At 43.6% G+C, this 26,779-nt stretch carries 21 protein-coding genes; 5 read left to right on the top strand and 16 right to left on the bottom strand.

What is annotated here, in order from left to right:
• Nucleotides 1-90 precede the first annotated feature (90 nt).
• Nucleotides 91-678, bottom strand: a complete 588-nt coding sequence (locus GQF63_RS08750) for a Crp/Fnr family transcriptional regulator (protein WP_160368847.1) — start codon at nt 676-678, stop codon at nt 91-93.
• A gap of 149 nt (nt 679-827) precedes the next feature.
• Between GQF63_RS08750 and GQF63_RS08745 the strand changes: the two genes are divergently transcribed.
• Nucleotides 828-1,580, top strand: coding sequence for a head GIN domain-containing protein (locus GQF63_RS08745; RefSeq protein ID WP_160368846.1), 753 nt, complete (start codon nt 828-830; stop codon nt 1,578-1,580).
• 704 nt (nt 1,581-2,284) lie between these two features.
• A complete protein-coding gene (locus tag GQF63_RS08740) occupies nt 2,285-3,595 on the top strand; it encodes a DEAD/DEAH box helicase (protein WP_160368845.1) in 1,311 nt (436 codons plus the stop codon).
• On the opposite strand, the gene coaD is transcribed toward GQF63_RS08740, so the two are convergent.
• The 3 genes from coaD to GQF63_RS08725 are packed head-to-tail and all read right to left on the bottom strand — an operon-like array spanning nt 3,585 to nt 5,372.
• Nucleotides 3,585-4,061, bottom strand: a complete 477-nt coding sequence (coaD, locus tag GQF63_RS08735) for a pantetheine-phosphate adenylyltransferase (protein WP_160368844.1) — start codon at nt 4,059-4,061, stop codon at nt 3,585-3,587. The two genes, GQF63_RS08740 and coaD, sit on opposite strands and share 11 nt — an antisense overlap.
• A 1-nt stretch (nt 4,062) precedes the next feature.
• Nucleotides 4,063-4,596: an RsmD family RNA methyltransferase gene (locus GQF63_RS08730; protein ID WP_160368843.1), complete on the bottom strand. Its 534-nt coding sequence runs from the start codon at nt 4,594-4,596 to the stop codon at nt 4,063-4,065.
• On the bottom strand, nt 4,587-5,372 hold the full coding sequence (locus GQF63_RS08725; RefSeq protein WP_160368842.1) for a DUF3822 family protein: 786 nt from the start codon (nt 5,370-5,372) through the stop codon (nt 4,587-4,589). The genes GQF63_RS08730 and GQF63_RS08725 overlap by 10 nt, the downstream gene beginning before the upstream one ends.
• A gap of 73 nt (nt 5,373-5,445) precedes the next feature.
• Here GQF63_RS08725 and GQF63_RS08720 point away from each other — a divergent pair, with 73 nt between their 5' ends.
• The 3 genes from GQF63_RS08720 (at nt 5,446) to GQF63_RS08710 (ending at nt 9,987) form a co-directional block, all read left to right on the top strand.
• Nucleotides 5,446-6,867 (top strand): AAA family ATPase, encoded by a 1,422-nt coding sequence (locus GQF63_RS08720; protein ID WP_160368841.1) that lies wholly within the window; start codon nt 5,446-5,448, stop codon nt 6,865-6,867.
• Between the two features lie 86 nt (nt 6,868-6,953).
• The gene (locus GQF63_RS08715; RefSeq protein WP_160368840.1) at nt 6,954-9,440 is read left to right on the top strand and encodes a S9 family peptidase; all 2,487 of its coding nucleotides are present in this window, start codon (nt 6,954-6,956) and stop codon (nt 9,438-9,440) included.
• Between the two features lies 1 nt (nt 9,441).
• The gene (locus GQF63_RS08710; protein ID WP_160368839.1) at nt 9,442-9,987 is read left to right on the top strand and encodes a hypothetical protein; all 546 of its coding nucleotides are present in this window, start codon (nt 9,442-9,444) and stop codon (nt 9,985-9,987) included.
• Here the strand turns inward: GQF63_RS08710 and GQF63_RS08705 are convergent.
• The 12 genes from GQF63_RS08705 to GQF63_RS08650 form a co-directional block, all read right to left on the bottom strand.
• On the bottom strand, nt 9,964-10,827 hold the full coding sequence (locus tag GQF63_RS08705; RefSeq protein WP_160368838.1) for a hypothetical protein: 864 nt from the start codon (nt 10,825-10,827) through the stop codon (nt 9,964-9,966). The two genes, GQF63_RS08710 and GQF63_RS08705, sit on opposite strands and share 24 nt — an antisense overlap.
• 2 nt (nt 10,828-10,829) lie before the next feature.
• On the bottom strand, nt 10,830-11,852 hold the full coding sequence (gene ruvB / locus GQF63_RS08700) for a Holliday junction branch migration DNA helicase RuvB (protein ID WP_160368837.1): 1,023 nt from the start codon (nt 11,850-11,852) through the stop codon (nt 10,830-10,832).
• A gap of 35 nt (nt 11,853-11,887) precedes the next feature.
• On the bottom strand, nt 11,888-12,619 hold the full coding sequence (locus GQF63_RS08695; protein ID WP_160368836.1) for a glycosyltransferase: 732 nt from the start codon (nt 12,617-12,619) through the stop codon (nt 11,888-11,890).
• Nucleotides 12,620-12,734: 115 nt separating this feature from the next.
• Nucleotides 12,735-14,267: a peptide MFS transporter gene (locus GQF63_RS08690; protein ID WP_160368835.1), complete on the bottom strand. Its 1,533-nt coding sequence runs from the start codon at nt 14,265-14,267 to the stop codon at nt 12,735-12,737.
• 19 nt (nt 14,268-14,286) lie between these two features.
• Nucleotides 14,287-16,077: a peptide MFS transporter gene (locus tag GQF63_RS08685; protein WP_160368834.1), complete on the bottom strand. Its 1,791-nt coding sequence runs from the start codon at nt 16,075-16,077 to the stop codon at nt 14,287-14,289.
• A gap of 362 nt (nt 16,078-16,439) precedes the next feature.
• Nucleotides 16,440-17,330 carry a hypothetical protein gene (locus GQF63_RS08680; protein ID WP_160368833.1) on the bottom strand — a complete coding sequence of 297 codons (891 nt, stop codon included), beginning with the start codon at nt 17,328-17,330 and terminating at the stop codon, nt 16,440-16,442.
• 4 nt (nt 17,331-17,334) lie between these two features.
• Entirely contained in the window at nt 17,335-18,213 is an 879-nt protein-coding gene (locus GQF63_RS08675; RefSeq protein ID WP_160368832.1) for a sugar phosphate isomerase/epimerase family protein, read from the bottom strand.
• Nucleotides 18,214-18,231: 18 nt separating this feature from the next.
• On the bottom strand, nt 18,232-18,963 hold the full coding sequence (locus tag GQF63_RS08670; RefSeq protein WP_160368831.1) for a (Fe-S)-binding protein: 732 nt from the start codon (nt 18,961-18,963) through the stop codon (nt 18,232-18,234).
• Complete coding sequence (locus GQF63_RS08665) at nt 18,963-20,279, bottom strand: MFS transporter (RefSeq protein ID WP_160368830.1); 1,317 nt, start codon at nt 20,277-20,279, stop codon at nt 18,963-18,965. Before GQF63_RS08665 ends, GQF63_RS08670 begins: the two co-directional genes overlap by 1 nt.
• Before the next feature lie 40 nt (nt 20,280-20,319).
• Complete coding sequence (locus tag GQF63_RS08660) at nt 20,320-21,615, bottom strand: D-alanyl-D-alanine carboxypeptidase/D-alanyl-D-alanine-endopeptidase (protein ID WP_160368829.1); 1,296 nt, start codon at nt 21,613-21,615, stop codon at nt 20,320-20,322.
• Nucleotides 21,616-21,759: 144 nt separating this feature from the next.
• Nucleotides 21,760-23,460, bottom strand: a complete 1,701-nt coding sequence (locus GQF63_RS08655; RefSeq protein ID WP_160368828.1) for a RagB/SusD family nutrient uptake outer membrane protein — start codon at nt 23,458-23,460, stop codon at nt 21,760-21,762.
• A 19-nt stretch (nt 23,461-23,479) separates the two neighbouring features.
• Nucleotides 23,480-26,758: a SusC/RagA family TonB-linked outer membrane protein gene (locus GQF63_RS08650; protein ID WP_160368827.1), complete on the bottom strand. Its 3,279-nt coding sequence runs from the start codon at nt 26,756-26,758 to the stop codon at nt 23,480-23,482.
• Between the last annotated feature and the right edge of the window lie 21 nt (nt 26,759-26,779).

Below are 26,779 nucleotides of genomic sequence, written 5' to 3'. Positions count from 1 at the left end.
AATTCCATGCGTATCATTCTTTGTTCCTTTAACACGACAAAGGTCGAAGATGTTTAGCAAAATAATTTTCAGATATCTTAAAAAATGAAATTAAAGCTGACCACGAATCACAGAGAGGGTTTGCTGGGAAATCCCTAGATAGGAAGCGATCATCCCCAAACTGACATGCTGAAACAAGGCCGGGTTTTCCTCAATTAAGGAAAGATACCGCTCTTGTGCCGTTTCAAACTGCGTATTATAAAATCGGGTGGAGAAATTAATCAGGTTATCCAAAAGCACCTTTTGGATAATTTGGTTCATGGTGATGTTCGTTTTTGCCAACTCCTCAATCGCTTCAAAAGGAATCAGACTGATTTCTGCACGGGTCAACGCCTGAAACCCAAATAAGGAAGGTTTCCGATAGAAGACACTTTCAATACCGGTGCTGAAGGTATTGTCGTTAAAAAAAGAATGGGTAATTTCTTTTTTGTTTTTATAGTAATATATGCGGGTAAAGCCTTCTTCAATAAAGTAGATATAGCGCAGGTAGGCGCCTGGTTCAAAGATAATTTCAGACTTCTGAAAGGTTTTGGTAACCACGACACGGTCCAAAAATGCCTCTAATTCATCTGTAATGGGGTATAATTCTTTAAAATAGTTAATTAGCTTCATGGTTTGTCCAGCTTCTGCAATTTTCATTTAAAATATACTTTTTTCCCCGACTAAGCAAGCTTATTTTGCAATGCATGTGCCCAAGGAACGGCTACAAAAACAGCTTTAAACCATACCGAAAGGTAAATTATGTAGAGTAAATGTGTAACTTGCATGAGTAAATATTTTAACCTACTATGAGAACATTATTAACCCTTGCTTTTATCGGGTTTTGCAGTTTGGTATTTGCACAAAAATCCGAAACACGGGCCTTGCCATCCAAACCTATCGGCATCTCGGTATCTACGGGCATACAGGCTACACTTATCAAATCCAATAAGAACGAAGTTGTTCTGCAAGCTGCCAGCTCAGGGCAATTAAATCGCATGGAAGCAAAAATTGAACATGGCGTATTGGTCATCAGAATCAAACGAAACAGTAACTTCCAGAATTCCAAAAGCTTAAAAGCAACCATTTACATCAATAGTAACCTGGAAAGCATTGATTTATCCTCAGCAGCAAGTTTAGCCATCAAGGAGCCTTGGACGCTACAGAACTTAGCGATCAACCTGTCATCTGCGGCATCCCTGAAATCGGACATCCTGACAGCCAACAAAATCAGTCTCGACTTAAGCTCCTCCGCCAGTTTCTCCGGCGCTGTGAAAGCCAAAGAGCTGTCCATCGATGCATCCTCTGCCTCTGCGGTGCAAATATCGGGATCTTGCACCCTCTTGAACATAGATGCCAACTCCAGCGCCAACATTAACCTGGCTAAGCTGAGTGCAAAAACGGTAGTGGCAAATGCGCGCTCTGCCGCTAAAATACAAACCCATGTCACCGAAAGCCTCAACGCCGACGCCTCAACCGGCGCAAATATCCAATATACCGGCCAACCGAAAACCAGCAATTTCGAGAAATCAACCGGCGGGAATATCCATAACGCGAATTAGCATTTTTATATAAGTAGTTAAAGCCTTCTTTTTCGTTAAGGAAGGCTTTGCTTTTGGGGTTTGTTAAGGCTTTTGATTAGCCCTTTATGTCGCGTATTTTATCCCTCTTGAAAGGGGGTTGAAAGGGGAGTGAAAGGGGTGAGCAAGGGAGGAGAAAAGGGAGAGAGCGAGAGGGTGTGTTTGGGGGGCCTGTTGTGGTGCTGTCATAAATTTGTCATCAATTTGTCATGGTGAGCGGAGTCGAACCACGAACGACTGGTACGTCAGTGCAATCAATCATACTTAACACACTTATTACTAATATTTTAATTAATCACTTTAGTTCTCTCCGCTGTTTTTGTAATAACTTATTATTTAGTTAGTTGCACATTTCTGATTGCACTGACGTACCAGTCGTTCGACTCCGCTCACGATGACAACACCATGACAAATTGATGACAAACTGATGACAGCACCCCAGCAAAACGATGACAGCAAAACGATGACAGCACCTCAGCAAAACGATGACAGCACTACGACAGCACCCCAGCAAAAAAGAAAGGCTTGTATTCGGGGAGAATACAAGCCTAAACTAACCAATTATTAACCTAAATTATGAATGCTAACACTAAATCAAAGAGTGTGCCAAAAACACTAAGTAATAGTTTGTAACTATAGTTTTTACATTCCTTACAATTAAACGTCAAAAATTGATACTTTTGCGCATGCTAGCATTAGAAAAATACTTAAAAAACTTAGGGATAGAGAAGTTGAACGCCATGCAGGAACAATCTCTGGCTGATTTCGACTACAATCGCGACTTTATGTTGCTCTCTCCTACCGGCAGTGGCAAAACCCTCGCCTTTGCTTTAATTATGTTGAAACTAATGCAAAAGCATAAGCATGCCGGCACTTCTGCTTTAGTTATTGTGCCTACCCGCGAGCTGGCCTTGCAGATTGAACAGGTAATTAAAGCCTTGACCAAGGATATCTCCCTGGTTTGTGTATATGGCGGAAGCGACACGCGTGCCGAGCGTAAAAAACTAGAACAACAGCCTGAACTGATTGTCGGTACGCCTGGACGGATCATCTACCACGTAGACCGGAACCCTGCCCTATTGGCAGACTGCAAAATTCTCGTACTGGATGAATTCGATAAATCCTTAGAATTAGGCTTCCAAGATCAAATGGAGTTTATCTTCCGCTCCTGTCGTGGCATCGAACACCAGATCCTGACCTCCGCAACGGCCATTAAAGAACAACCGAGCTTTTTGCACTTAAAAGACCCAGTGGTATTGGATTTCTTGAGCGATCAGGTTTTTACCCCGAATATCCATTATTACCAAGTGAAGGCCAGCAGCAAGATGAAGCTGGAATGGCTCTTTAAGCTGGTCTGCAAAATTGGCATGGAGAAGGTATTGATCTTCTGCAACCACCGCGAAGCGGTAGACCATATTCAACGATTATTGATTGGCAAGGGCATAGAATGTATTAATTACCACGGAGGCCTAGATCAGTACGACCGTGAGTTAGCCATTATCAAAATCAAGAACGGCAGTGAGCATATTTTGGTGACGACGGATTTAGGGGCACGTGGGCTGGATATTCCGGAAATAAAACACGTCATCCATTATCAATTCCCTTACAAAGAAGAAGAATTTGTGCACCGGAATGGTCGTACCGGTAGAAATCAGAGTGAGGGGAATGTATATGGTATTTTCACGCCGGAAGATCGCTTCCCGACTTACTTTGAGGATGCGGAAGAATTGATTCTGGATGAGTTCTATCCGATCCCGGAGCCACCAAAGTATAAAACCATCCGCATTTCAGCGGGTAAAAAGCAAAAAGTAAACAAGATTGACGTGGTTGGCTTTATTCACTCCTTCCCCGGCATTGAAAAGGATGATCTCGGTTTAATTGACGTTAAAGCCAATGAATCCTATGTGGCAGTAGCCGCAAATAAGGCTTCAGCGCTTGTTCAAGCGGCAAATAATACCAAAGTAAAGGGACAAAAAGTTCGCGTATTTACGGTTTAAGTTTTTCAATAACCCTGAGGATGGCTTGCGGAACTAAAGGGCTAATATCGCCTTGGTTCCGCCAGATATCACGCACAATGGTGGATGAGATATGCGCCAGGCCACTGCGACTGACTAAGAAATAAGATTCTACCGCCGGATTCAGTAATAAGTTATTCTGCGCAATGATGTTCTCATAATCTAAATCTGTCGTGTTGCGTAGTCCGCGTAATATGACTTGCGCCCCTACCTCTTTACAATAATCTACTGTAAGTCCTTTGTAGGTGCTGACTTCCACTTTCTCCTGATCGGCATATAAGGCATTAATCGCTTCCAACTTCATCGATACATCCATTAAGCCTACCTTGGAGCTATTGACACCAATGGCGACATAAATCTTATCGAACATCGGTAAGGCGCGCATCAATAAATCATGGTGTGCCAAGGTATACGGATCGAAGGATCCGGGGAAGACTGCTATTTTCATATTAGATAGTATAAAAACTAAACGAGGAGTTTCCGTAAACTCGCGTTTCTACAAAATACGGATTTTCTACCAATTTACGTGCGCTGGGATGTTCAACGACCAGGATGCCCCCCGGGTTCAAGAGGCCTTGGTTCAGGATGAACTCAGCTAGCTGCGGCAATAAACCAATATCATAGGGAGGATCGGCAAAAATAAAGTCGTAACTATTCTTTGTGGCTTTAATGTACTTAAACACATCGGCTTTGCGTGTTTTAACCTGCGTTACGCCTAATTTCTTGGCGGTTTCGGAAATATAAAACACACATTTCCCATGTAAATCTACTGCATCCACAGAGGCTACGCCACGGGAAGCCAGTTCGAAGGTAATATTCCCCGTTCCGGCAAATAGATCTAAACAGGTTTTATCCTCAAAATCAATCCGATTGTTCAGGATATTGAAGAGAGCTTCTTTGGCAATATCTGTAGTGGGGCGAACCGGTAAGTTTTGCGGTGGATTTAAACGAAGGCCCGCCAGCTTTCCGCCGATTATACGCATAGGGGCAAATCTATTAAATAACTTGTGCACACTTCCTGCGGCAATTCCTCCACGGGAGGAACAGCAGTATTAGCTTTAATAAACACCTGCTCGTGGCTAAGCTGCTGCAACTTATGCATAAAGCTCGGGTGGATATCAACACCGCTCACAATGGCTTTGGTTGCTTTATCTTGAATACCGAAGGCTTGGTATAGGTTCAGCACAAAATAACTCAAGTCGTCTTCCGTAATGATCTCAAAACTATTAAAGAATTGGAATTGACCGTTTACAAACAGGAACAGGTCGGTATTGGTATCGTTGAATACCACACCTAGCACCTCGCCTTTCAAAGGCACATGCGGACGAACCTGCATTAAATTAAGTTTGAATTCCGGGACAATATGCGCTTCTGGGAACAAGGATCGCCAGCGTTGCGCCAAGAGCACATCGTACTGGAACACAGCCTTAACTTGTAGGTAGTCAAGGTCTACCAGCTCCATCCCTTGCTCCGGATTATCCATAAAATCTTGGTACAATTCGGTATCATCTTCCTGATAGAGGTCGGCTGGAATAAAGGTCAGGTTGTTATGTGGTAAGCTGACATAAACCTGTTGAAAAGGAAGACTCAATAGCTTGAGGGCCTCTTCGGTCGGCTTATTGCTTTCATACTTCATGTAAACCAACAATTGTCCTTCTTGATCAAGCACATATATAATGTCATACACAAAATTCGCTTTCACGATTAATGTATATTTGGCAATAAAATGTAAGTGAAAATCTGCTGCAGTATAATTCATGCGGTGTTATTGCTATGCACACAAAAATAGTTTTAATAATTGGATTGACCAACCTTTTAGATAACTTTGGAACGTGCATATCCAAAATACCTTACGCCAACAGTTCCCCCATCAGGCTACCGCGCAACAGCAGGAAGTCTTCCGTTTGTTGGCCGAGTTTTTACATCGTTTTGCGGCAAACAGCTGCTTTGTGTTAAAGGGATATGCCGGAACAGGAAAGACCTCCATCATTAGTGCCTTGGTGCATACTTTACCAAGTCTGCAAAAACGTTCGGTATTATTGGCGCCTACCGGTCGGGCGGCTAAAGTGATGTCGGCCTATTCGGGCAGGAAAGCATTAACCATTCATAAAAAGATCTATCGCAAGAAGTCGGCCGCCACGTTAGCCTTGGATTTTGACTTAGCTGAAAATTTACATGAGAACACCTTATTCATTATAGATGAAGCATCTATGATTAGTAATGAGGGCATGAATATGTTTTCAAACGGACTCTTGGCCGATCTGCTTCGCTATGTGCAATCAGGAGAGAATTGCTCGATTATGTTTGTCGGCGATATTGCCCAACTCCCACCCGTTGGCTTGGAAGAAAGCCCTGCTTTAATTCCGGAGTACCTAGCCAATCAATTCGACCTGTTTGTGATGCATTACGAGTTGACCGATGTGGTGCGCCAAGATCAGCACTCGGGAATTCTATTTAACGCTACGAAAATCAGGAACGAGATTCGGCTGGAAGAAGAAGCCCCGGAATACAGCTACCCTCAATTTGTGACCGGCCCTTTTCGCGACATCTACCGCATGAATGGCGATCGGCTGATTGAAGGGCTGCACTATGCTTATGATAAGTATGGCTTGGAGCATTGCATGGTTATCTGTCGATCGAATAAATCAGCCAACCTGTATAACCGCCATATCCGGAATCAGATTTTATTTCGTGATGAGGAGATTACTGGTGGCGATATCATTATGGTGGTGCGCAACAATTACTATTGGCTGCAGGATAATGATGAAAAGAGCACGGGCTTTATCGCCAATGGTGATATGGCCGTGATCAAGAAAGTGAGCAATGTGCATGAGATGCATGGCTACCGCTTTGCCGACTTATACCTGGAGTTTATGGACAACAACGAAGGCGATGCCATTCGCTGCCGCGTGCTGTTGGATAGCCTATACGTGGATGCCCCTAACCTGCCTTACGAGCAGCAGCAGGAACTGTATGAACGCATCGCCTTAGATTATGCAGACATCCCCTATAAAAAGGATCGCTTGGATGCTATTAAAAAAGACCCTTACTATAATGCGCTGCAAATCAAGTTTGCATATGCTATTACCTGCCATAAAGCACAAGGTGGACAATGGCCATTGGTTTTTGTAGACCAAGGCTATATGGTCGACGAAATGCTGAACACCGAATTCCTACGCTGGCTCTATACCGCCATAACCCGGGCCAGCAAAGAGCTTTTCTTGGTGAATTTTAATGAGAAGTTCTATTCTTAAAACCTATCCAAAATAATACACGTTAAATGCCTTTTTAGGGAGATAAAAGGATAATTTCGCCTATTGATAATTATCCTATAATTTTAATGAAAAAAGTTTATTTAAGCCTATTATTTATTTGTTCAGGACTCCTTTATGCACAGGAGAAGAGTACCCTGGCCAAACCCAATTACCAACAGGCCGCCAAGTTTTCGCCGGCACGCCTCCGAAGCTTGATCTTTTCGACCGAAGTATCGCCCAAATGGATTAACTTCTCCGATAAGTTCTGGTATGAATACAGTAGCCCACAAGGCAATAACTGGTATATCGTCGATCCGAAAAGCCGTTCTAAGAAAGAACTGTTCGATCGGTCAGACTTGGCAGCAAAAATTACGTCTATTGTTCAAAACCCATTTGATGCGCAGCACCTCTCCTTGATAAACCTGCGTGTAACTGAACAGGACCATATTTTCCGTTTCGAAGTGCAAAGCAGCAAAGACACGGTGAAATCAAAAGAGGAAATCAAAAAGCTGACAAATAAGTCGGATACCATCAAGAAGAAGTTATTCTATTTTGAATACAACGTGAATAACAACAACCTGAAGGAAATTAGTGATACCACCGAAAAGAAACGCCAATTGGCTTGGGGAAGCTTTAATCCGGATACCAGCAAGGTGTTCTTCAGCAAGAACTACAACTTGTATTGGATGGATTATGCCAACTACCAGAAGGCCTTAAAGGATGAGAAGGATTCGACCATTGTCGAGCATCAAATCACCAGCGATGGGGTTCAGTATTATGCATGGGGATCGGAACCTTACAGCGTGACCACCGGCGATAAGAAGTCGGAAGATGAGGAAAAACAGAAGCGTAAATCTGTTTGGTTAAACTGGTCGCCAAACGGGCAGCATTTCGCCATAGGCCGTAAGGATAACAGGAACTTAAGTGCCTTATGGGTAATTAATAATGTAGGTGGAAAAAGACCTTCATTAGAGACTTACAAATACCTGATGCCCGGGGAAACCGACTCGACGGAAACCGAACTTTACGTGTTTCAGGCGAACGAGTTAAAACCTCGCAAAATTGAGGTGCAGGCGTTTAAAAACCAGACCCTGACCTTATGGAATAAAGACCGCAGCAAGGAAAGCATGAAAGGCCCTTACTTCATCAATTACTGGCATGGCAATAACGAAGAATTCTATATTGCCCGTTCCAGCCGTGATTTAAAGCGGATTGATGTCTTAGCGGTAAATGTCAATGGGCAAGTGCGAACCTTGGTGGAAGAGCGCTCGAACGTATATTTAGACATTAAAAAGCCTTACTTTATTCAACAAGGCAATCAGTTTATCCATTGGTCGCAACGCGACGGCTGGGGCCATTTCTACCTCTACGATAAGCAAGGCAAGCTATTGCATCAGATTACAAAAGGCGATTTCCATTGCGATGAGCTAAGCACTTATCAGGAAGCAAGCGGCAACCTGCTATTTAAAGCAAATGGTAAGGAAAAAGGAAAAGACCCTTATTACACTTTCTTTTACTCGGTAAATAAAAACGGTGGAGCGGTAAAACTACTTACTCCGGGTGATTTTGACCATCAAGTAGAGGTAAGCGAAAGTGGGAACTTTTTTGTAGATAATTACTCACGCGTTAATACAACACCGGTAAGTGCGCTATACAACAGCAATGGGCAGCTTATTATGAAACTGGAAGAAGCTGATCTTTCGAGCTTGTTCGCGGCGGGCTATAAATTCCCGGAGCCTTTCCAAGTGAAAGCTGCAGATGGCATTACAGACCTTTACGGTGTGCTGTACAAGCCTTTCGATTTCGACTCGACCAAGACCTACCCTATTATTGAATATGTGTATCCAGGGCCGCAAACAGAGGCGGTGAACAAAAGCTTCGGCCGCAGCATGGATCGTATCGACCGTTTAGCGCAAATGGGCTTTATCGTCGTGTCTGTTGGAAACCGCGGTGGACATCCTTCACGCTCAAAATGGTATCATACCTATGGTTATGGTAATCTACGTGATTATGGATTGGCCGATAAGAAGGTGGTTGCCGAACAACTGGCTAATAAATATGCATTTATCGACATTAATCGCGTCGGTATCACCGGACACTCGGGCGGTGGTTTTATGTCTACGGCAGCGATGTTGGTTTATCCTGACTTCTTTAAAGTGGCGGTATCGGGTGCTGGTAACCATGAAAACAACATCTACAACCGTTGGTGGAGCGAGCGCCATCATGGGGTAAAAGAAAACATCAGCGCCAAAGGCGATACGACTTTCAACTACCAGATTGCCCGCAACTCGGATTTGGCGAAAAACCTGAAAGGCAAGCTGTTGATTGTAACAGGAGACATCGATAATAACGTGCATCCGGCGAATTCCATCCGTATGGTAGATGCCTTGATTCGTGCAAACAAACGTTTTGATTTTGTGTTATTACCGGGACAGCGCCATGCTTTCGGCGAGATGACCGAGTATTTCTTCTGGCGCATGGCCGACTACTTTAGCGAACACCTATTAGGAGAATCGAAGCTGAACGAGGTAGACATGACAGAAATTAACAACGATAGACCGTTGACCAGATAATATGGTTTATACCGAAGAACAACTGAAAGAAGCACTATTGAACTATAGTGCTTCTTCGCTTACAGAGGAAGCGATTGATTTATTTCCGGTGCCTACGCTACTGGCCTGGCTGCAAATGCCCCTTGAAGGGCGGTTATCGTTCCGGACGGCCTGGTATGTGGAGCATATCTTTATGAAGCGACCTGCCTATTTTGCCCAATATAGCAGGGAAATTATAGCGATTTATGTGGCGAATGAAAATTGGAGTGTATTGCGTAGCTTCAGCAAACTCGTTATGCTTTTATACAGCAAGTCCCATCAGGCGATACACATTACGGAGGAACAGGAAGAAGCGATATTGGAAAAATCGTTTTGGATTATCGACCATAGCGACTGCCCGGTGGCCGTATTGGTAAATGCGATGGATATTTTAGCACGCTTAGTGCCCAAGCAGGAATGGATAGCACATGAATTGCGCTTGCGCATAGAATTGGCCTTGGAAAAAGAAGCTACCCCAGCGTTAAAAAGCCGAGGTAGCCGTATATTAAAACGTATAGCGAACGCCTAAATAGGAGAAGTTATACATATCGTTGTATTTACTGGCGGATTGGCCATTGGAATCCAATGGATTATATCCGTCTAGATCTTCACCTTGCGAGAAGGTAAATTGCGTATTCAATACCAAAGTAAAGTAGCCTGCACTGCCGTAGCTGCTGTATTTATTCAAAGGTATAGCAAGTCCTACGTTGGCAACAGGAAATAAGATATCACGGGATCTATCTTTATACACCTTTCTTTCTGTCACATTGCCCGCAGCATCGGTACGGGTTTGGCTTTCGTACGGACCGTTCACCAATCCTTCTGGAATCTGGTGTACAATCTCTTCTAAACCATCTGCGGATTGATACCTGTAAGTGGTAGCACGCTCGATTTTCGCGTAGTTATTAAATATCCCTCCGGCACCTAAAGCTACATAGAAGCCATTTAAGATGATTTTCTCAAAGCCACTGCGGCGGAAGAGCTCGCGCTCATTCACGAAGAAGCGATAGGGATAAACGGTTGCATTGAACAAACCGGTATAGTAAAACTGGTTGGTCACATGGCGTGGATCCCAGTCTGGTGATAAAGGATTATCATCTCCTTTGGCGCGCAGACGACCCATCTGCCCTTCTACACCCAGGTAAAGGCCTTTATAAACCTTATAATCTAACTTCAACACAGCACCGAAGCCTAGATTAGTTTCGTGCTTGATATCGCCGTAAAGGAGCGTTGTACCCAAACCTGCGGTAAGATCAAACTTTTGATCGGCATTGCCGTACATATCTACTGGTGGACATTTTAATGCTTGTGCATTCAGAAATAAGGGTATAGCGATGACTCCTAGACTTAAGATTTTCTTTAATTGCATAATTAAAATAGTGTGTTTCCTTTGTAGTGATTAATTTTTCCTAAATGTTTAAATGCTAATTCGGTGCACTCTCGCCCCCGGGAGGTGCGCATCAAATAGCCTTCTTGTATTAAAAACGGCTCGTATACTTCTTCAATAGTCCCTTCATCCTCGCCAACGGCTGTCGCAATGGTTTTCACCCCTACCGGACCGCCTTTGAACTTATCAATAATCGTGCTTAAAATTCTATTATCCATTTCATCGAGTCCATTTTCATCGACATTCAAGGCATTCAAGGCGAATTGCGCGATGGCCTTATCGATGGATCCGTTGCCTTTAATCTGTGCGAAATCGCGTGTTCTACGCAATAAAGCATTGGCAATACGTGGGGTTCCGCGACTACGACGGGCAATTTCATAGGCCCCTTCTTCGGAGATAGGAACCTTGAGGATAATAGCCGATCGCATCACGATATCGGTGAGTAATTTGGAATCGTAATATTGCAGACGGGAATTGATACCGAAGCGCGCACGTAAGGGCGCCGTCAGTAAGCCCGAGCGGGTGGTTGCCCCCACTAAGGTAAAGGGATTCAATGAGATTTGCACGGAACGTGCATTTGGCCCTGTCTCCAGCATGATGTCGATTTTGAAGTCTTCCATTGCTGAATACAAATATTCTTCCACCAGCGGGCTTAAACGGTGGATTTCATCGATAAATAGGATATCCCCTTCATCCAGGTTGGTTAAGAGCCCGGCTAAGTCGCCAGGTTTATCTAATACGGGTCCGGAGGTAATTTTTATACCTACGCCCATTTCATTGGCAATAATATGTGATAGCGTGGTTTTCCCGAGTCCCGGGGGGCCATGTAAGAGGACATGATCCAACGCTTCGCCACGTAGTTTAGCGGCTTTTACGAAGATAGACAGGTTTTCCAAGATCTTGGCCTGTCCAGTGAAGTCGTCGAAACTCTGGGGACGAAGAACCCGTTCCAGATCTTTTTCAGTCGGCGTCAATCTCTCAGGATTTGGATCAAGGTTTTCGTTCATATAAATTAATCTATTGTATTAAACAGAAAAATACACTATTTATTGTAATTCTTAAAGAAACTGGCCATTTTCATCTGAATAACACCAAAAAAAGCTTCTTTAAATATTTTTGTACTCATTTTTGAAGTACCTAATGTTCTATCGGTAAAGATAATTGGTATCTCGACCACACGAAAGCCATACTTAATGGCTGTAAATTTCATTTCGATCTGGAAAGCATAGCCCACGAATTTCACTTGATCTAGCGGGATAGTTTCCAAAACCTTCCTGCGGAAACAAACGAAACCTGCCGTGGCATCTTGAATATCGATGCGGGTAATTAGACGCACATAGGCCGATGCGAAATACGACATCAACACCCTATTCATTGGCCAGTTTACCACATTCACCCCTTTGATATATCGTGAGCCAATGGCCATATCGGCACCTTGCTGCGCACAAGCCTCCCGCAGACGGATCAGGTCATCGGGATTATGGCTGAAATCAGCATCCATCTCAAAGATATATTCGTAGCTACGTTGTAAGGCCCAGCGGAATCCATGGATATAGGCGGTGCCCAGCCCTAGCTTTCCTTTGCGCTCTTCCATATGCAGCTGCCCGTGGAACTCCCCTTGCAAACGCCGTACGATTTCTGCAGTGCCATCGGGCGAACCATCGTCTACTACCAACACATGAAAAGGTATTTCTAATGAAAACACCTTTCTGATAATCCGTTCAATATTTTCCTTCTCGTTATAGGTAGGAATGATTACAATACTATCTGACACTGTTTAAATTTTGTTGGCGTAAAGTTAAACAAACTTTAACATTAATTGCACAGCAGGGAGGCTAATGTGCAGAAGAAACAAAAAAGCCGAATAGTTGAACTATTCGGCTTTCGTATTAATTGACGCCATGCATCAGTTTTTTGATTAACGGCGAGAGGACGATCAGCACGGCCCCGGCAATCAGGGCGTAGATGCCCAACTGCTTATACCCTTCGGTATAGGTAAGTAGCTTATCCATCAAGGAGTCTCCTTCACGGGCTTCCGCCATATTCGCGCCAATTAATCCGGCCGCGTATTGACCATAAGCACTCGCCAAGAACCACATCCCCATCATGATGCCTTGCAATCTTGCTGGCGATAGTTTCGTCATAATAGATAGCCCTATCGGCGACAAACAGAGTTCACCTAAGGTAATCACCAATAAAGCAATGGTGAAAATATCTAAGGAGGTCATACCCTCAACGGCGAAGAAACGTGTAGCATAGAGCACATAGAATCCTAAGCCTAAGAAGATAAAGCCTAATCCAAATTTAATAACTGTATTGGGCTCGATATTACGCTTGGCTAACCATAACCATAGCAAACCAAACAAAGGCGCTAAGGCAATAATAAAGAAGGCTCCACCGGAGTTATTGACCCCATTAGGGTCTAAACGGAAGGCGCCACCCAATACTTCATCATTTAAGTTTTTCGCCGCAAAGATGCTTAGCGAGCCACCACTCTGCTCGTAGATTCCCCAGAAAACAATGGAGAATAAGATAAAGATTAAGGCTGCCATAAGCTTCTGGCGCTCCTTTTTCTCTACTTTGGACATTTCGTAGAACAAGTAGATTAAGGTTAATGGCCCTATGGTATACATAAAGTAATCAGTATACGCGGTTTTAGAGACCATCGTTTGTATCAAAGGTACCAATAAAAGCACACCAGCATATACCGCATACTCTACCCATTTTGGTAGGGGCTTGGCTTTCACAATCGCATCGGGGTGACCGGGCTGCAATCCAATAGGCCCTAGCTCATGCTTGGTAAATTGGAAGTTGATCAAACTGATGATCATCCCTACGGCCGCTAATCCGAATGCCACATTCCAACGATAGGCCTCATCGATTACCGAGCTTAGCATATAGCCTTTACCAATAGCCACACAGATGTACCCCCCTAGGAAAGCACCTAAGTTGATACCTGCATAGAATAAGGAGAATCCGGCATCGCGACGGTTATCACCGTCTTTGTACAGCTCGCCTACCATCGTGGAAATATTCGGCTTGAAGAAACCTGTTCCGATAATGATAAATGCTAAACCGAAGAAGAAGAACTGATGCGTATCGATTGATAAGAGTACCGAACCGACAATCATCATCAAGCCTCCAAAGAACAAGGATTTCCGGAAGCCTAAGACCTTATCTGCGAATAATCCACCGATAAAGGTAAAAGCATAAACGAAAGCTTGCGTAGCACCATATTGCAGGTTGGCTTCTTTTTCAGCGAAGTTAAGTTGGGTAATCATAAAGAATACCAACATCCCGCGCATTCCGTAAAAACAGAACCGCTCCCACATCTCGGAGAAGAATAATCTCCAGATCTGTTTGGGATATTTACCTTGGAAGTTTTGAACTTCTTCAAGTGATTTGTGTGCCTCTAATGACATAATCGTATAATAATATAGGTTATTTTACACCGTGCATTAACCTCTTCAATACCGGGTTGAGCATCATCACCAATAGACCGGCAACAATAGGTACAACGGTAAATATCAGGAAGAAGGTACTTAAGGAGTATTCATTGGTAATATTCTCGATCTGACCACCTAGGATGGCTGCCAATTTATTACCTATAGCAATGGCCAGGTACCACATACCGAACATAAAGCCGATCATGCGCGCCGGAACAAGCTTGGAAACATAAGATAATCCTACTGGCGATAAGCATAACTCGCCTAAGGTATGGAATAAGTAAGCCAAAATTAACCAGATCATCGATACTTTAACCCCCTCTTGGATACCTTGCGCTCCAAAGGCTAATAAGCCGAAACCGATAGCCATCACAATAAGGCCTAAGCCATACTTCACCGCTGCAGGTGGATTGTATTTGGAATCCCAGATTTTGGAAACAAAGTTAGCGAAGGTAATAATGAAGAAAGAGTTCATGATGGAGAACCAGGAAACAGTGATTTCCGAAGCTTCAGCCGTAAACTCACGGTATAACATGTAAATAGCAATTCCCCAAACACCCGCAAAACAAACAAATTGTACCAAGTTGGTTAAAGGTGCTTTGCCATAGGTTTGTTTGGTCAGTTTTGCAACTACATAAGTAATCAAGATCAAGGGCACAACCGTCAATAACGTATTAACGATGTTGAAAATGGTTAAGGAGTTACCAGATAAGGTTCGATCTACATTATCGCGTGCAAAGATAACCAGCGAGGAAGCTCCCTGCTCGAAAGACATCCAGAAGAAGATCACGAAGAACGCAAAGATGATAACAGCGATCAATCGGTTTCTAACAATCTTGGAGTAACGAATCAATCTGGAGATCACAACGAATAAGAACAAGGCTAAAGCAGCAATAATAGCTACATTCTGTCCGGCCATATTGCCGATCTGCAAGCTTGCCAGGATATCGATTCCTGCGATTTTAGATAATGGATCGTTAAAAGAGTAAGCTAATCCGAAGATGGTCATTACCGCAATAAGCACCATATCCACCATGGTAAATGGATTTGGTTTATCTTCCGGATCGTCGCTTTCTACTATTTTGGCGGTATTTGCCTTATCTTCTTTGGATGGAGGATCGCCTACTTTACCGAAGATTGGTTTAGCATACCAGAATTGTAAGGTTCCTAAGAACATAAAGATTCCGGCCAATCCGAAGCCATAATGCCATCCTACTCGTTCAGCGAGGTAACCACAAAGCATCATACCAAAGAAAGCACCGGCATTTACACCCATGTAGAAAATGGTGTAGGCCGCATCTTTTTTCTGCGGAAACTTCTTGTACATCTCAGAAAGAATAGACGTCATATTCGGTTTAAAGAACCCTGTACCGATGACTAAGGCGCCAAGCCCCAGATATAGGAACAGCGGCGTATCGAAGGCCATAAACAAGTGACCCAGGGTCATGATGGCAGCCCCGATGACGACGGCATAGCGATAGCCTAAATACTTATCGGCTAAAATACCCCCGAAGATAGGTGTAATGTACAATAACAAGGCGTAGGTACCATAAAGGGCTCCAGCCTGCACCGGATCCCAACCCCATCCAGAGAACGGACTACCAGAAATAATCGCACTGGTTAAGAAGTTGATCAAAAGGACCCGCATCCCGTAGAAGGAAAAACGCTCCCACATCTCGGTAAAAAACACAACAAACAGTCCCGATGGATGGCCTAAAACCAAACTCCCATCGATTCCTTGTTTTTCTAATTCTTCCGAAAAGGAAGCATCTGAAATCTGACTCATATTTTATTATTTAGGATACTCGCTAATTTTTTCGCAGGATTATAAAATCTAAAATAGCCGAATAGAAATCAATTCAGCTATCAAATAATAGGGATAAATCAGAAAGAAGACATGCTAGCAGGTACCGCTTTTCGCTTGACTACAGGGCTCCCACCAAGCAGCAAGGACGTGCATAAAACACTGGCAACATGGCGTTTTGCGCCCAGCAATTCCGTCTCCATCGGAGCATGCTGTTGCACCAGTTTTACGTCTTTCTTTAGCTTCATCTATTATTTTTATTTACGTTAATGTCTGTTTAATTTCCAAACATAATTTTATTTGGAAAGCAAATAAACAAATTTTTATTTACAAATTAAAAGGGATTAAAAACCGCTGTCCTTTTTTATATCCTTCCGATTGGGGGCTAAAAAGCTATCTTCATCGCCACGAATAGGGTTTAAAACTTCAACATCAGGCTGAAAGCGCAGGCTGCCATTTTCTAAATTATAGGCATCAAATGATAAATCAGGGCCATAATATTTGAAATTGCCTTTTAATTTAGGATCTGCAGGAACGATATGATCAAATTCATAGCGCTTGGCCTGCGGATTAAATTTCAAAAACATACTTGCCTGTCGGGTGTAATTGAAGATTTTGCGCGCAAGTTTATTATCTTCTGTAAAAACATTTTTACCAAAAGTAACAACTCCGCCTGCAGCAACGTGCATCACCTCGATCACTTTCTGCGTATAAGTGGCATGATGCCCCTTCCATCCTAAAAGAACATAGGTGTTATCCGCTAATTTTTGTATATCATAATATTGTGCTCCATACCAGTTGTCGGTTTTCAAGCTGGCATGGTCTGGATCCTTTATTTCAAAGGTTTTATCCAGCAGTGGTTTTAATTGTAACTCGCCATTTTTTCCTGGAAACTGAATCGCACCGTAGTAGAGGTAAGATCCATCATCAAGGGGTAAATTCCAAGAGAATATCCGAAAATTACGATCTGGCGAATTCAAGATCGAAATCATCGATAACTTGGTAAAGGGGTATTGAAAGGAATTCTTTTCCTTCAATGCCGATACGAGCGTTTTCACAAAAGTAAAGTTCTTTTGCATGCGCTCAGGTTCAGAAAGTCTGGAGAACATTGCTTTCCCCAGACTTGCTAAACTATCTTGCCAATGTTGAAGCTTCACTTCAGACTGCTGCGCATAGCTAGCAGTACTGCAAGATAATAATATTAAGAACAGTATTTTATGCAAATACGTTTTCACTCGCTTATTTATAGCGCTCTAACAAGGCTTTTGTTAACTTAATACCCTCGTCTTCGCTTAGATTTGACCCTTCATATTCAATCCCTACATAGCCTTTATAGCCTGCATCTTTCACTAATTTCATCATGCGGCCATAATCGATTTTAGACTCATTGCCATTGGCATCGAAGTCATGCGATTTCGCACTTACACCTTTAGCATACGGCATTAAATCGGCAACACCTTGATAGCGGTCATACTCGTAAAAGTTACCGAAGTCTGGTAAACTACCGCAGTTTTTCTTGCCTACTGTTTTTAGTACATCTGATAACCAGTCGCCATGGGAAGAAATACCACCGTGGTTTTCTACAATCACGCTGATTTTTCCTTTTTTACCGTAATCTGCTAAGGAAGCTAAACTTTTTACCACTTGGCCTTTCACTTCTTCTTTAGTGCCCTCTCCTGCTGCATTCACGCGGATAGCATGACAGCCTAAGAAGTGTGCTGCATCGATCCATTTATGATGATTTTCTACGGCTTGAAGACGTTTCTTCTCATCACGATCGCCAAGGGATCCTTCGCCATCAATCATGATTAAAACGTTCTTTACGCCATTATCTTTAGCACGGTTTTTCAAATCCTTTAAGTAAGTCATATCCTGTGCCTTATCTTTAAAGAACTGATTTACATATTCAACGCCGTAAATTCCGAAATTCTTGGCTGTATATTCCGGGAAGTCGATATTTTTCAAATCTCCCTTAAACAATTTTTTGTGTAATGACCACTCGGCCAATGAAATGTCAAACCAACCTTTTTTTGCTGCAAACACATCTAAGGAAGGAGCTAAAGTAACTCCTGCAGCAACAAGGCCTAGGTTTCTTAAAAATTCTCTTCTTGAGTTCATAGTTTAAATATTAGTATCTTAAATATTTGCCCATCCAGAAGTCAAAACATCAACGAGATGTATGGTCTTGATGGCCAATTTATGTTTATCAATATAGGCCTGCAACTGCAACAAGCAAGAGGCATCTGTTGAAATAATGTAATCAGCATTCACCGCCAGGGCATTTTTCACCTTTTGCTCGGCCATCGCTGTTGATATGCCTTCAAACTTAACAGCAAAAGTCCCTCCAAAACCGCAACAGGTCTCCTGATCGCGCATCTCAACGAGTTCTAAACCACCTACATGGCTCAATAATCGACGAGGCTCCTCTTTGATGTTGCACTCTCTTAACGCAGCGCAGGAATCGTGATATACGGCCGTACCGATCAGTTCAGCTCCGAAGTACTCCTTCTTCAGCACATTCACCAGAAAGTCACTTAATTCAAAAATATTACGTTGAATTCCCCGACAGCGGTTATGATCTGTGGAGTTGGTAAACAGGTCATCATAGCCTTCGCGCACCATCCCTGTACAAGAGGCGGATGGCGAAACGATTGGATGTTCTTCACTGAAATCATTTAGGAATTTCTGGCCAATAACCTTGGCATCGTCCCAGAAGCCGGCATTATAAGCAGGTTGACCACAGCAGGTTTGCTCGGTATTATAGATCACTTCACATCCTGCGCGTTCCAATATTTTGATGGTATTGAAAGCGGTTTCCGGATAGAGTTGATCAATAAAACACGGTATAAATAACTCGACTTTATTCATTAATTGCTTTGAATAATCTGTAATTTATTAAATTTTAACACACGAAACAACAATATTAAGCCGATTACGAAAAACACAGATAGACACAGTGCAGAATAACGGATATTATGCGTAAGCTGTTCGATGATTCCAAAGGTAAACAATCCGATCACAATGGCCAGCTTTTCCGACACATCGTAGAAGCTGAAAAAAGCGGTTGTATCTTCAACATCGGTCGGAATTAACTTCGAATAGGTAGAACGGGATAAGGATTGTATGCCGCCCATCATTAAGCCTACCAATAAAGCCATGCCATAGAATTGGTACTCATTGCTGAGATAGTAAGCTGCGATACAGATAAATATCCAGATACTCACCACGAACAGCAGAACCTTGATATTCCCGAACTTCTTCGCTAGCGATGACATGATGAAAGCGCCGGCAATGGCTACCAATTGAATCAGTAGGATTGAAGCGATCAGTTTGGTTGCGCCCAGGTTTAACACCTTCTCCCCAAAGGCCGCTGCCACAATCATGATGGTTTGCACGCCCATGGCATAGAAAAAGTAGGCCGGTAAAAACTTCTTAATAGCTGGAATCTTCCGTATTTCTGAAAGAACAGCCATAAACTCCTTTCTTGCTTTAATAAAGAAAGGGAGCTTCTTATTTTCAATTGTCGGTTTATTTCTTGGGAGAAAGCGAAACGGGATCTGCGCGAAAGACAACCACCATAAGCCCACCAGGAAAAAGCTGATTCTAGCCGGCAAAGAAGGGTCTGTAATGCCAAACCATTCCGGCTTGAATATAAAGACAAAGCAAATCAATTGCAAAGTTACACAGCCGATATAGCCATAAGCAAAACCTTGCGCGCTCACCCGATCTTGCTGATCTGGTGTCGCGATAACCGGCAAGTAGGAATTATTGAAAGCTACCCCACCAATATAGCCCATGGCGGCAAGCGCAAAGAAGATAATCCCCAGCTCAAGGGTATCCAACTTAAAGAAAAACAAACCCATACAGGCAATTGCGCCTATATAGGTAAAGAGTTTCATGAAAAAGCGACGTCTTCCTGCCGCATCCGAATAAGCCGAGATAAAAGGCAAAGACAAAGCCATCAATAAATACGCTACGGATAGTGCAAAGTTAGAAAGCGCGGTATTCACAAACTCAAAACCAAAGAATGATACGGTATCTCCTGTTTCCGGGTTACTGGTAATGGTGGTATAATATACAGGAAAAATGGTGGAAGTAATCACCAAGTTATAAGCTGAATTCGCCCAATCATAAAAGGACCATGATCGGATAAGGCGCTTATCGTTTTTCTTAATAATCTTCATACAATACGAAGCGAATATACCTAATCAGGATTAATATTGCTTAAAAGTTTTCATAGATATAAGTAACAATTCTGACCATTTCTTTCCGAACTGGTGTAGCAGAGCCCATAAAATTGTTATTTAGGAATGAAAAAGCATAGCGTGTCCCCTTTTTGGTCTGTAAATAGCCACTTTGGCAATGCACCGCATTGATGGTTCCAGTTTTTGCCCATACAAAGGGTTTACCTCCCGGCGTGGCATACACATTCTTCAAGGTGCCCTCTAGGCCTCCGGCAGGAAACAAAGCCAAGCGTTCCTGTTCATTAGGCACTTCCGATTGAATCCAGTTCAATAGGGTAACCATAGCCCTTGGCGTAATCTTATTGTAGGTGGAAAGCCCACTCCCATCGCGCAGCTCTATTTTATCCGGAAAGAACTGATAAAACTGCTCTTCCATATAGGCACGCAATGTTTTTGTGCGGAACGTACGGTCTTTCATAAAGGAGGCCAGCATATTAAGCTGTTCCGCCAGGAAGTTATCACTAGGCAGCATCATTTCCCGGATCACATCCTTGGTCTTCACCGAAAATAGCAATTGGGCATCTTGCGGTAAAGCCTGCTCAACCATTTGCACCTCCCGTTTCAGGGTATCCTGCAACAAGCTAATAAGCAAACTATCCGACACATGAAAAGGCTTTTCATTTACATAGCCTTTTGGCAAGGCCACATCGTTATAGTTCATTGCATTCGATTCAAAGGCTCGATGGATCAAATAGCGCGAGGTCGTATCAGATACATGCCGGATATACCGATTGAAATATGCTGGCGAAAGGCTTAAAGCCCCATTGCGTTCATGAAATTGAATCACATTGCCATACATTGGCAGCACCGAAACCTCCGGTTGATAGTAATACTCATAATCTTCAATAGACCAGCCGTTTCTATAGAAAGGCTCTTGTGCTTTCGTCGCCGCATAATACAGCTTCTTTCCGCTATTTTTCAAGAAATTATAGACTTTGCCATTATCCAGCTTAGGGTGCAAAAAGGTAGGATCTCCTGTTCCCCAAAATATTAAGGAATCACCACGCTCTACATAGGCCAAGCCAGGAATAGAATCACCGATTAGCTTAATCGCTGCGAACAGCGTAAAAACCTTCGTATTGGAAGCAGGGGTAAAATGCTTATCCTCATTCCTACTGAATGCAACTTGTTTTGTATCTAAATTGTAGAGGCTAAATCCGTAGTAATGCTTATTCAAGACCGATGAGGTATCAAATTGCTCATTTAATTTCATCAGATCTTGTGCCTGTACAGTCACACCCATCAGGAAGCTCAGCAATATCCATATGTTTTTCATATGGTAAACATACTCAATGTTGCAATTTTTTGAAAAAGATATCCAAATAAATCCTTCAAGAAATAGGCTGTTGCAATTCCAACATGCCAAAAAGAAGCAGACCCATCGCTGGGCCTGCAACTAACAATTAAAAACAAGGTCCTACTATTGCTGCTTAAGGGCTCCGTTACTACGGTCAATTTCCACTTGCGGAATAGGCCAATAGTCATGTGAAGCTTGGTATTGAACATCTTTATAAGCAGGCAGAAAGCTACCTTCAAATGCAGCATAACTTTCAAGAGTTTCTTTAGCGATGCCCCATCGTACCAAGTCGAAGAAGCGGTGCCCTTCCATTGCCAACTCCAGTCTACGTTCTGTCCGCACGGCCAGGCGTGCTGCCTCCTGCGATGCAAAGGCCGGGTAAGGTTTTACCAGATAAGCAGCAGCATCTTCCCCAGTTGCTGTCTTCTTGGCTTCCAACTTGGCGGCACGAAGGCGCACATCGTTTACCAGTTTTAAGGCTGCCGGTAAATTATTGGCTTCCACCTCACATTCAGCAGCCATTAACCACACATCGGCCAGGCGGATGATATTTACATCTAAACCGGTGATGTAATTTGCCCCCGGCACCGCATGTGTGGCAAAAAGCGCCATGGGGATCATCGTTTTTATCCCCAAAAATGGCCCTGCATAGTTCATATCTCGAATCCAAGTCCGGCCAAGCATAATGCCATAGTCTAGGTAAGCCACGCCACGTCTGCCCACGGTATAATCCAAACGAGGGTCAAACTTCAGGCTTACATCAAGGGTATAGGCATTGGCATCGGTTTTCAAATCCGAGATATAAGGCTTTGCACGATAATTCGCGGGCGCTAAAGGTAATCCATCATCACCTACCTGATAGGCATTCACCAAATCGATGGTTGGCTGGTAAAAGCCACAACAACCAACCGGTGTATTTTCGTGCAAGCCGGAAAGCATATCACCTATATTGGCATTATCGGCCGAGCCATTGGCATTAATGGCATGTTTTGAAACCATCAGGGCTTCCGGGCCATTCTCTTTCGTAATATCGAAATTATGGGCAAAAGACATCGTTGTCAGGTCTTTTCCAGCCATCACCTCTTTAAATAGAGCCAAAGCCTGTGGATATTTCTTCTGATAGAGGTACAATTTCCCTAAATAAGCTCGTGCAATATTTTTATCCATCCGCCCATATTGATTGTTGATCTTGGTAACAGGGAGGTTTTCTATGGCAAACTTGAAATCTTGCTCAATCGCTGCCGTAACATCCTGGTTATTCTCAATGCCCATAGCCTCCTGCATCGTTGTCACCGACTCCGGGACAATAGGGATATGCCTGAAAACCCGCCACAGAAAGAAATAATAATGGCCTCGCAACATCCGCGCCTCCCCTTGAATTTCCTTGGCTCGAGCTACCGACACCTCTTTCATCCCTGCCTGATCTGCGGCAAGCTTACGTAGGGTATTGTTGCAACGCAGCACGCCTTCGTAATACACCTGCCACATGCGACTTAAATTTGGATTATCACTAATGGTTGTGAAATTTTCAATCATACTCATTTCCGGTTGATCTGTTGCTTCCGAACCTTTATGGGCATTATCGGAGGGCACTTCGCCAAATAGCCATTGGCTAGGTGCTGCACTATAATTACCCCAGGTTCCACTTACATTACCATTCAAAATACTGTAGGCACCTATCAAGGTCGCTTCTACCCCATTGCTACTAGAAATTTGCTCCTCTGACAATTCTCCTTGAGGCTGCTTTTTCAAAAACTCTTTCGAACAAGCGGTAGCCAGCAGCATGAAAACAATAGCGAGGATATAATATATTCTTTTATACATGATATTAATTTTAAAGAGATTAAAAGCCTAAACTTAAACCAAAGGTATATTGCCTTGCCTGCGGATATATACCCATATCAACCCCTAAGGCCGGGTATTTTGAAGGGGTGGCCGATACTTCCGGATCCAAACCTTCATATTTGCTGATGGTAAACAAATTGGTTACCCCTAGATAAACCCGCAGTTTGTTGACCGTGCTCCTTGTACCGAATAGCTTCGCTGTCGGAAAATTATACCCTAGCTGCAGGTTTTTAAGCTTGAGGAAACTAGCATCCTGCACATAGTAAGAAGAGGTCGCATATTCCATCCCCGAAGTTGCCTGCTTAGGATCTGGCAAGGAAGGAACGTCACTGTTCGGATTTTGTGCTGACCATGCCTGTAACATGCGCGCACTTTTTGTTCCTTTAAACACGCCAAAATCTGTAAAGTAACGCGTTGCTTCGAAGATGTCATTCCCTTGCGAACCATAGAAATAAAGATTCAGGTCAAAATTCTTGTAGCTGGCATTCACATTAAAGGAATACACAAAGTCTGGATGGGGATTCCCGATAATGGTACGATCATCCGCATCGATGGTGCCATCCTTATTCAAATCGGCATATTTAAGCCCTCCGGGTCTTGCATTCGCATAGGAAGGCGATTGCGCAATGTCCTCGACACTTTGGTAAATACCAGCAACCTGATAACCATAGAATGCCCCGAAAGCCTCTCCTTTCTTAAGGATGGAGGTTTGCATAGACCTAAAATCACCATAATTAATCTGCCCGGTGGTTGGCGATAGTTCAATGATTTCATTGACATAGCGCGAAAAATTAAGCCCTAAATCCAAGGTAAACTCCTTATTTTGTTGTTTACCATAGTGGTAACCTAATGAAAACTCAAACCCCTTATTGCTCATTTCGCCGATATTCTGATACGGCGGCTCGGCTAAGCCGACAGCAATTGCAGGCTGTGGCACCGGAAACAGCATATCCGTTGTGCGCTTATCAAACCAATCTACTGCCCCATCAATTGCGCCACCCAAAATACTGAAATCAAGCCCCAGGTTCAGCGACTTCACCTGTTCCCATTTAATATCCGGATTGGCATAATTGCTTTGCCATACCCCCGTTACTACCGTTTCATCCATTGGATAGGAAGATTCGGCCAAAGACTCCCGGAATCGGTTCATAAACTGGAAGCCAGGGATACGCTGATTTCCTGTTACCCCATAGCCAGCCCGAATTTTAAGATCCGACAACCAGGTCAGGCGCTTGGCGAAATCTTCTTGCGAGATCCGCCAAGCTATACTGCCCCCTGGAAAGACACCATATAAATTCTTATCCCCGAAATTGGAAGAGCCATCCCGACGTGCTATTAAACTCAGTAAATACCGATCCTTAAAGGCGTAATCAGCTTTTCCTAAATAGGAAAACATGCTCCAGCTGGCACCAGATCCATCATTATCGAAATTGGTACTCCCAGCACCGAGGTATAAATAATCCAGACTACTCGTAATGAAATACCCGTTTCTACTGGCATCAATGCTGCGCACATTGCGTTGAATGGCTTCCGTACCGAGCATTACGGCCAAGCTATGGTCGGGCCCCAGATCCGGTTTATAGTTCAAGGAGTTGGTCCAAGTCCATTCGGTATTGAAGCCATGCAACTCTGTCATCCCATTATTAAAACTACCTTCGGAAAACTCCGGATTTGGATATAGGTAAGTGACGCTATTGTAGTTTTCATATTGCAGCCCGAAATTGCTGCGCAGGGTCAGCCCCTTAATGAGGTCGTATTCGGCAAAGGCATTCCCAAAGAAGAAATTCGTCCGGTTAAGGTTATCCTTTTGCCGATAAGCCATCGCCACCGGATTTCTTCCGTTGCCATATCCACCAAGACTTCCGGCAAAATTCCCGCCCTCATCATATACCGGAATCAGGGTTTGAATCCGAAAGGCTTGCGCCAGAATAGACTCGTCACCCTGATAACCTCCCGGTGTATTCGGATTGACACCAATACCCACCCCTTCGGTATAGGAGTAAGAAAGGTTTTGACCAAAGCGGAATTTTTGCTGAAAGGCTTCAAACAGATTATTGCTGCGCACGGAATACCGGCGGAATCCCGAATGAATCACACTGCCCTTTTGGTCTAAAAACCCACCTGAAAACATATACTGCGATGTTTCTGTCCCGCCATTGGCCGAAAGTTGGTAAGATTGTACGGCCGCATTTTGCGCTAATTCCTTAAACCAGTTCGTGCCAGCTTTATTGGTTTTGGTAATCTGGTAAAAATCAGTCCTGTTCTTGGCATTAAAATTATATTTCGACATATCCACATCCTCTGGCTGAATTTCCCAACCACTCTTTTGCCCCGCAATTAAATAGTCAGATAAAGTCAGGTTTGTTCCATTCAATTGATTTTCCATATCCAATACCTGTTGGGGACTCATCATTTTTGGAAATGCGCCTTCATTTGGAACTGCTACGCCTGCATAGGCTTCTAGGGCTACGTTGGTTTTTCCTTGTTTGCCAGCTTTGGTGGTAATAATAACCACCCCATTGTTTGCGCGCGCGCCGTAGATGGAAGCTGCTGAAGCATCTTTCAATACCTGCATACTTTCGATATCGTTTTGATTCAGCCAGCTTAATTTCCCCTCAAAGGGAACCCCATCAATAATATAAAGCGGATCATTATTATTAATGGTACTGTATCCGCGGATGCGGATTTGAGGCGTAGCACCCGGTGCACCATCGCTGACAATCTGCACCCCCGTTGCTCGCCCTTGCAAGGCCTCCACCGCCGAGGCTGCAGGTTGCGATTTCAAAGCCTCCACACTAACCACAGCAACCGCACCGGACAAGTCTCGCTTACGTTGGGTACTATAACCCGTCACCACCACCTCATCTAAATGGCTACTATCTTCGGTTATGGCTATCGTCACCCGATCTTTTAAGGAGCGAACCGTATAGCGGACTGAGGCATAGCCCACAAAGGTGACCTCCAATACATCATTGACCTTGGCGTCAATCTCAAAATTACCCGCAGCATCTGAGGTACTGCTGGAAGATTTCCCGACAATCTTAATTGTCGCACCTGCAATTCCTACTTGTTTGGTTTGATCCACAATCTTTCCCTTCAATAAAGCTTGTTGCAGCGGGAGGACGCGCGATAAGGCTGCCTGTTGGCCAGCATAGGCCGCCTGACCCAGCGGCAGTAATAAGGCTGGTATCAGCCCCAGGGAAATGAGCAGCACAGGTTTTAATCGGAACCTGGATTTACTAAAATTGGAATCGTCTTTTTTAATTTTTTCCATCATATCGGGTTTAATTAGTTTGTA

The sequence above is a fragment of the Sphingobacterium humi genome (assembly GCF_009768885.1).
GTDB lineage: Bacteria > Bacteroidota > Bacteroidia > Sphingobacteriales > Sphingobacteriaceae > Sphingobacterium > Sphingobacterium humi.
This window is presented reverse-complemented; position numbering and strand designations above follow the sequence as displayed.

What these genes read in the sequence shown, in the direction of transcription:
- GQF63_RS08750 (WP_160368847.1), bottom strand. Translation starts at nt 678, where the DNA reads ATGAAAATTGCAGAAGCTGGACAAACCATGAAGCTAATTAACTATTTT.
- GQF63_RS08745 (WP_160368846.1), top strand. Translation starts at nt 828, where the DNA reads ATGAGAACATTATTAACCCTTGCTTTTATCGGGTTTTGCAGTTTGGTA.
- GQF63_RS08740 (WP_160368845.1), top strand. Translation starts at nt 2,285, where the DNA reads ATGCTAGCATTAGAAAAATACTTAAAAAACTTAGGGATAGAGAAGTTG.
- coaD (WP_160368844.1), bottom strand. Translation starts at nt 4,061, where the DNA reads ATGAAAATAGCAGTCTTCCCCGGATCCTTCGATCCGTATACCTTGGCA.
- GQF63_RS08730 (WP_160368843.1), bottom strand. Translation starts at nt 4,596, where the DNA reads ATGCGTATAATCGGCGGAAAGCTGGCGGGCCTTCGTTTAAATCCACCG.
- GQF63_RS08725 (WP_160368842.1), bottom strand. Translation starts at nt 5,372, where the DNA reads ATGAATTATACTGCAGCAGATTTTCACTTACATTTTATTGCCAAATAT.
- GQF63_RS08715 (WP_160368840.1), top strand. Translation starts at nt 6,954, where the DNA reads ATGAAAAAAGTTTATTTAAGCCTATTATTTATTTGTTCAGGACTCCTT.
- GQF63_RS08710 (WP_160368839.1), top strand. Translation starts at nt 9,442, where the DNA reads ATGGTTTATACCGAAGAACAACTGAAAGAAGCACTATTGAACTATAGT.
- GQF63_RS08705 (WP_160368838.1), bottom strand. Translation starts at nt 10,827, where the DNA reads ATGCAATTAAAGAAAATCTTAAGTCTAGGAGTCATCGCTATACCCTTA.
- ruvB (WP_160368837.1), bottom strand. Translation starts at nt 11,852, where the DNA reads ATGAACGAAAACCTTGATCCAAATCCTGAGAGATTGACGCCGACTGAA.
- GQF63_RS08690 (WP_160368835.1), bottom strand. Translation starts at nt 14,267, where the DNA reads ATGTCATTAGAGGCACACAAATCACTTGAAGAAGTTCAAAACTTCCAA.
- GQF63_RS08685 (WP_160368834.1), bottom strand. Translation starts at nt 16,077, where the DNA reads ATGAGTCAGATTTCAGATGCTTCCTTTTCGGAAGAATTAGAAAAACAA.
- GQF63_RS08675 (WP_160368832.1), bottom strand. Translation starts at nt 18,213, where the DNA reads ATGAACTCAAGAAGAGAATTTTTAAGAAACCTAGGCCTTGTTGCTGCA.
- GQF63_RS08670 (WP_160368831.1), bottom strand. Translation starts at nt 18,963, where the DNA reads ATGAATAAAGTCGAGTTATTTATACCGTGTTTTATTGATCAACTCTAT.
- GQF63_RS08665 (WP_160368830.1), bottom strand. Translation starts at nt 20,279, where the DNA reads ATGAAGATTATTAAGAAAAACGATAAGCGCCTTATCCGATCATGGTCC.
- GQF63_RS08660 (WP_160368829.1), bottom strand. Translation starts at nt 21,615, where the DNA reads ATGAAAAACATATGGATATTGCTGAGCTTCCTGATGGGTGTGACTGTA.
- GQF63_RS08655 (WP_160368828.1), bottom strand. Translation starts at nt 23,460, where the DNA reads ATGTATAAAAGAATATATTATATCCTCGCTATTGTTTTCATGCTGCTG.
- GQF63_RS08650 (WP_160368827.1), bottom strand. Translation starts at nt 26,758, where the DNA reads ATGATGGAAAAAATTAAAAAAGACGATTCCAATTTTAGTAAATCCAGG.